The organism is Mesorhizobium sp. M5C.F.Ca.IN.020.32.2.1, assembly GCF_004023105.1.
Classification (GTDB): domain Bacteria; phylum Pseudomonadota; class Alphaproteobacteria; order Rhizobiales; family Rhizobiaceae; genus Mesorhizobium; species Mesorhizobium wenxiniae.
The window spans coordinates 1-5,691 of the sequence record NZ_RZSX01000381.1; the positions used below are offsets into that span (position 1 = coordinate 1).

A 5,691-nucleotide genomic window follows, 5' to 3' on the forward strand; every position below is an offset into this window, starting at 1 on the left:
CTGGATCATCGCGCCCCCAACCAGCGGCGCGGCGGAACTCAATCGATACACGCCCGGACAAGGCTCGCAGCCGGGCGAACCGAACTAATGCGGGTGCACATAAATGGGAGATAAAACTATGAAGACCAAGATCGGACAGGTGGCCGCACTCGGGCTGTTGATGATCACCACCGCAGCGCTTGCACAGAGCAAGCCCGTGGCGGGCGAGGTGGCCGAGGGCTCGCTGAAGGGCAAGACGCTGACCTTCGTCTCGTATGGAGGCATTTACCAGGATGGTCAGATCGCCGCGCTGAAGGAGTTCGTCGACAAGTCCGGAGTGACGCTGCTCAGCGACGGGCCAACCGAAATCTCGAAACTGCAGGCGCAGGTCGAGTCCGGCAATGTCACCTGGGACGTTGTCGATACCGGCGATTTCCCGCCCTACGTCTATTGCGGCAAGCTGTTCCAGAAGCTGGACTTCTCGAAGATCGATACGTCTAACATTCCGGAGGGCCAGATCAGCGAATGCAGTGTGCCGGCCATGAACTATGGCGTGGTGCTGATGTACAACACCGAAAAGTACAAGGATAACCCGCCCAAGAGCTGGAAGGATTTCTTCGACATCGAGAAGTTCCCGGGATCGCGCGCTCTGGAGGGCAGCGGCGATCTCTCCGGCGGCATGATCGAGCAGGCATTGCTCGCCGCCGGCGGATCGGTGGAAAACATGACGGTTGCCGATATCGACAAGGCGATCGAGAAGGTGAGGTCGCTCGGTCCGGACACGATCTTCTGGAAGACCGGAGCTGATTCCCAGCAGCTCGCCGAATCCGGCGAAGCCGACATGATCGCGATGTGGACCGGACGTGCCATGACTGCGGTGAAGAACGGCGCGAAGTACACGCCGGCGTGGCAGGACTGGCTGGTCGTGATGGACCAGATGACCATTCCGATGGGCGTCAAGGACCCCGACGCGGCGCATGCGCTGATCAACGCCTACGTCGGCAAGAGCGCGCAGGAGACGCTTGCAAAAACCACCTCGTATACCCCGATCCACAAGGACGCGAAGCCCGAAGTGGACGAGATCACAGCGGCGTTCATGACCAACACGCCGGACAAGCTGAAGCTCGGTTACCAGCAGAACATCAAGTTCTGGGTGGAGAACTTCGAGGTAGCGAACGAAAAGTGGAACGCGTTGATGGCGGGCAACTAGGTCCGCAACCGTGGCAACGAGAGCAATCGACAGCCGGAACACTGTTCCGGCTGTCGCCGCAGACGACCGGCGGCGCTGGTTTCGTGGACAGGCTTTCTGGCTCGTCGCGCCGGCGCTGCTGCTGCTCGTCATCTGCCTGGGTCTGCCGCTCGCCATCATTACCTTGCGCAGCTTTTCCGAGCCGCAATGGGGATGGCAGAACTATGCCTGGTTCTTCGGCACACCGGTCAACCTGACCGTACTTCAGCGGACCTTCGCGATCTCCGCCTGGGTGACGCTGGCATGTATCATTGCCGGCTACCCCTATGCCTATGTGATGACCGCAGTCGGGCCCAATATGCGGCTCGTCCTCATCCTGTGCGTGCTGGTGCCGTTCTGGGTGAGCGGTGTGGTGCGCACCCTGGCATGGGTCATCCTTTTGCAGGATTCCGGCGTGATCAACTCCGTCATCCGGGCAGGCGGCCTTGGTCCGGTCAAGCTGATCCGCACGCAGACAGGCGTGGTGATTGGCATGGCGCAGGTGCTGCTGCCGTTCATGATCCTGCCGCTCTATTCGGTGATGAAAACGATCGACCTGCGGCTCATGCAGGCCGCACGGAGCCTCGGCGCGAGCCCGGCGCGCGCCTTTGCCCAGGTTTATCTGCCGCTCTCGCTTCCCGGCGTCTACGCAGGCGCCATCATCGTGTTCATTCTTGCGCTCGGGTTCTACATCACCCCCGCGCTGCTCGGCGGTCCGCGTTCGACCATGCTCTCGACCCTGATCCAGAACCAGGTGCTCAGCCTGCTCAACTGGGGCCGCGGCGGTGCGATGGGCGTGGTGCTGTTGATCGCGACCTTCGTCCTGCTCGCGCTCGCAGCACCGCTGTCGCGGCAACCGCACAAGACGGGCTCGAGACGCTGATGAAACAGCCCGGTCGAATCCTGCTCGGTCTGTTCTGCCTGCTCGTCGCGGTCTGGCTGGTCGCACCGACAATCGTCGTCGTGCCGATGTCGTTCAACGACAAGAAGTCGCTGGCCTTTCCGCCATCCGGCTTTTCCTGGCAGTGGTACCAAAACTTTTTCACCAACCCGGAATGGTCGGCGAGCCTGGTCGGTTCGCTCAAGGTCGCCGTTGTCACGGCGGTGTTCGCCACCGTCATCGGCACGCTGGCGGCATTCGGCCTCGATCGCATGAAAAGCCGCGTCAGCGGCGTGCTGCGCGCGCTGCTGATCACGCCAATGGTCGTGCCGGGGGTGGTGCTCGCCGTTGGAATATATGCGGTCTATCTCGACACGCGGTTGGTCGGCACCATGACCGGCTTCGTGCTGGCCCACACCATGCTCGCCGTTCCTTTCGTCATCATCGCCGTCTCCGCCAGCCTGGAAGTCTTCGACAAACGGCTGGAAACTGCTGCGGCCAGCCTCGGTGCAACCCGGCTGATGGCGTTCAGGACGGTGACGTTGCCGCTGATCGCGCCGGGCATCCTGTCGGGCCTGCTGTTTGCGTTCGTCACCTCATTCGACGAGATCATCGTCGCGCTGTTCATCACCAGCCCTTATCTGAAGACACTGCCGGTCCAGATATTCTCGAGCATTACCCGGGACGCCGATCCCACCGTTGCGGCAGTGGGCACGCTGCTCTTCATCACGACGTCGCTGGTGATCGGGGCGGGGCTGTTGATCGGTTCGAGACAGGGAAAACGTTGACATGGCCTCACCATCGACTCGCGGCGCAGCCATCGATCTCAAATCCGTCAGCAAACACTATGGCAGCTTCATCGCTCTCGATAAGGTCTCTCTGCACATCGAGCCGGGGGAGTTCATGACGCTGCTCGGACCCAGCGGTTCGGGCAAGACGACCACGCTCAACGTCATCGCCGGCTTCACCGAGGTCAGCTCGGGTTCGCTTGATGTCGGCGGCAGGAGCGTCATCGGCGTACCGGCGCATAAACGCAACATCGGCGTGGTTTTCCAGCACTACGCGCTGTTCCCGCATATGACGGTCAGCAGGAACGTCGCATATCCCCTGACCTTGCGCGGCATCGCCAATCCCGATCGCGAGGCCCGGGTGCGCAAGGCGCTGGACATGGTGAAGATGGCGGATTTCGGCCACCGCTTCCCCAGCGAGCTCTCCGGCGGTCAGCAGCAGCGCGTCGCATTGGCGCGTGCCATCGTATTCGACCCACCGCTGCTTCTGATGGACGAGCCGCTCGGCGCGCTCGACAAGAAGCTCCGTGAATGGCTGCAGCTCGAAATCAAACGGATCCACCGCGAATTGGGCACCACCTTCGTTTATGTAACGCACGACCAGGAGGAGGCCCTGGTCCTCTCGGACCGCATCGCCGTGTTCAACCAGGGACGCATCGAGCAGATCGGCACCGGTCGCCAGCTCTACGACGAGCCCGAGACCTTGTTCGTCGGAAAATTCGTCGGCGACTCGACGATACTGCGCGGCGCAGCCTCCACCTCCGGGAACGAGACCGCCATTGACATAGAAGGGCGGAAAGTGGCTGCCGCCAAACGACTTGCCGACGGCGCCAAACCCGTGATGCTGCTGCGGCCGGAGAAGCTGAGCCTCGCCAGACGGGGGAAGGGCGGACAGGGTCGAAACACCCTGCCCGGGCGCATCGGCGAGGCCATCTACCTCGGATCGGGCTCCAAATACGAGGTCGTGCTGGCCGACACCTCCAAGGCGATCGTGCGCTCTACGCTGGACGCCGAGACCTTCGCCATCGGCGACGAGGTTGATCTCGTATTCGCGGGCAGCGACGTGAAGCTGTTGGCGGACGACGAAAACGCCGATTTCACGCTGACCTGAATCCTATCTGGGAAAATCTCGACAATGGACGTGAAGAAGAACGGCGACGTTTCATTCTGGTATGCCGATATCGGCGGCGTGCCCGGCTATCGGCCGCCGCTGCAGGGCGATATGCTGGCTGACGTCTGCATCGTCGGGGCCGGCTACACCGGCCTTTGGACCGCCTATTACCTGAAGCACGCAGCCCCCCACCTCAACGTTGTCATCGTCGAGAAGGAGTTCGCCGGCTTTGGTGCTTCGGGACGCAATGGCGGCTGGCTGTCCGGCGGGTTCTCATGGTCACGCGAAAAATATGAAAAGGCAACCTCGCGCGCCGGAGTCATCGCAATGCAGGCGGCAATGACGGGTACGGTGAACGAGGTCATATCGGTTGCGGAAGCCGAAGGCATCGACGCCGACATTCGCCGTACCGACGAACTGCTGGTAGCTACCAACGAGGCGCAGGAGCAGCGCGCCAAGGCGATGTATGCCCATGCCAGATCCTGGGAGCTGACTGACGAACGTGTGGGGTATATCGATGCAGCCGAGATGCGTCGGCGCATAGCGGTGCACAACGCGCGCGGCGCCTTCGTCATCAAGAAGGTTGCGCGGGTTCAGCCCGCAAAGCTGGTGCAGGGGCTCGCCAAGGCAGTGGAGCGCCTCGGTGTGCCGATCTATGAACAGACAACCGTGCTGTCGATCGAAAAAGGCAAGGTCACAACCAGCCGAGGCGTGGTGCGCGCGGAAAAGATCGTGCGGGCGACCGAGGGTTTCACTGCGGGAATTGCCGGCCACGAGAGACTTTGGTTGGCGCTCAACAGCGCTATCGTGGTCACCGAGCCGTTGTCCGACAAGCTGTGGAGCGAAATCGGCTGGGATGGCTACGAGGTTCTCGGCGACGCCGCACACACATACTGCTACGCGCAGCGCACCCGGGAAGGACGCATTGCAATGGGCGGGCGCGGGGTGCCTTATCGCTTCGGCTCGAAAACCGACCTTCGAGGCGTCACCCAGCAGGCAACGATCGACAAGCTGCACAAGATCCTGACGACGCTTCTGCCGCAGACCGAGGGGCTTAAGCTCGACCATGCGTGGTGTGGAACGCTCGGCGTGCCGCGGGACTGGTGCACGACAGTGGGCTTTGACAAGCAGACCGGAATAGGCTGGGCAGGCGGCTATGTCGGCCTCGGCGTTTCCACCTCGAACCTCTCGGGACGCACATTGAGGGATCTTCTGCTGGACAACGACACCGAGCTGACCCGGCTTCCCTGGGTCAATCGAACCGTGCGCAAGTGGGAGCCAGAGCCGCTGCGCTGGCTGGGCGTCCATTCGATGTATCAGCTCTATCGGATTGCCGACGAGAGGGAAGCAAAGGGGCTGCCGCGCACATCGCGGCTAGCGGCCCTGGCAGACCGCATCACCGGGCATTGAACCGCATCACCTTGAGGATATATAGCATGATCGACTTCAAGACCTTCGCCCACCTTGCGCATATCGACCTCGGTGAGCCCCAGCCGAAACCAACCTCGGTGGAAGGCGATCAGCTGGAAGCAGCCAACACCCTCTGGGCTTCGGACGATGGCAAGATCGAAGTCGGTGTCAGGGAATGTTCGCAGGGCCGGTTCACCGCGCGCCGCGACACGCATTCCGAGATCTGCCACATCGTCTCAGTCCGCGTGACGCTGCACGTTCCCCAGGGCGCGGCCCAACATGTCGTACCCGGCGA

The 5,691-nt window shown here is 62.2% G+C and carries 6 protein-coding genes; all 6 read left to right on the forward strand.

What is annotated here, in order from left to right; translation table 11 throughout:
* Nucleotides 1-118 precede the first annotated feature (118 nt).
* Nucleotides 119-1,189: an extracellular solute-binding protein gene (locus EOA86_RS19185; protein ID WP_029347850.1), complete on the forward strand. Its 1,071-nt coding sequence runs from the start codon at nt 119-121 to the stop codon at nt 1,187-1,189.
* A 10-nt stretch (nt 1,190-1,199) separates the two neighbouring features.
* Nucleotides 1,200-2,090, forward strand: coding sequence for an ABC transporter permease (locus tag EOA86_RS19190; RefSeq protein ID WP_128343116.1), 891 nt, complete (start codon nt 1,200-1,202; stop codon nt 2,088-2,090).
* On the forward strand, nt 2,090-2,875 hold the full coding sequence (locus EOA86_RS19195; RefSeq protein ID WP_128343117.1) for an ABC transporter permease: 786 nt from the start codon (nt 2,090-2,092) through the stop codon (nt 2,873-2,875). Before EOA86_RS19190 ends, EOA86_RS19195 begins: the two co-directional genes overlap by 1 nt.
* 1 nt (nt 2,876) lies before the next feature.
* The gene (locus EOA86_RS19200; RefSeq protein ID WP_128343119.1) at nt 2,877-3,986 is read left to right on the forward strand and encodes an ABC transporter ATP-binding protein; all 1,110 of its coding nucleotides are present in this window, start codon (nt 2,877-2,879) and stop codon (nt 3,984-3,986) included.
* Nucleotides 3,987-4,010: 24 nt separating this feature from the next.
* Nucleotides 4,011-5,396, forward strand: coding sequence for an FAD-binding oxidoreductase (locus EOA86_RS19205; protein WP_128343120.1), 1,386 nt, complete (start codon nt 4,011-4,013; stop codon nt 5,394-5,396).
* Nucleotides 5,397-5,422: 26 nt separating this feature from the next.
* On the forward strand, nt 5,423-5,691 hold a 269-nt coding region (locus tag EOA86_RS19210; RefSeq protein WP_128343122.1), incomplete at its 3' end, for a cupin.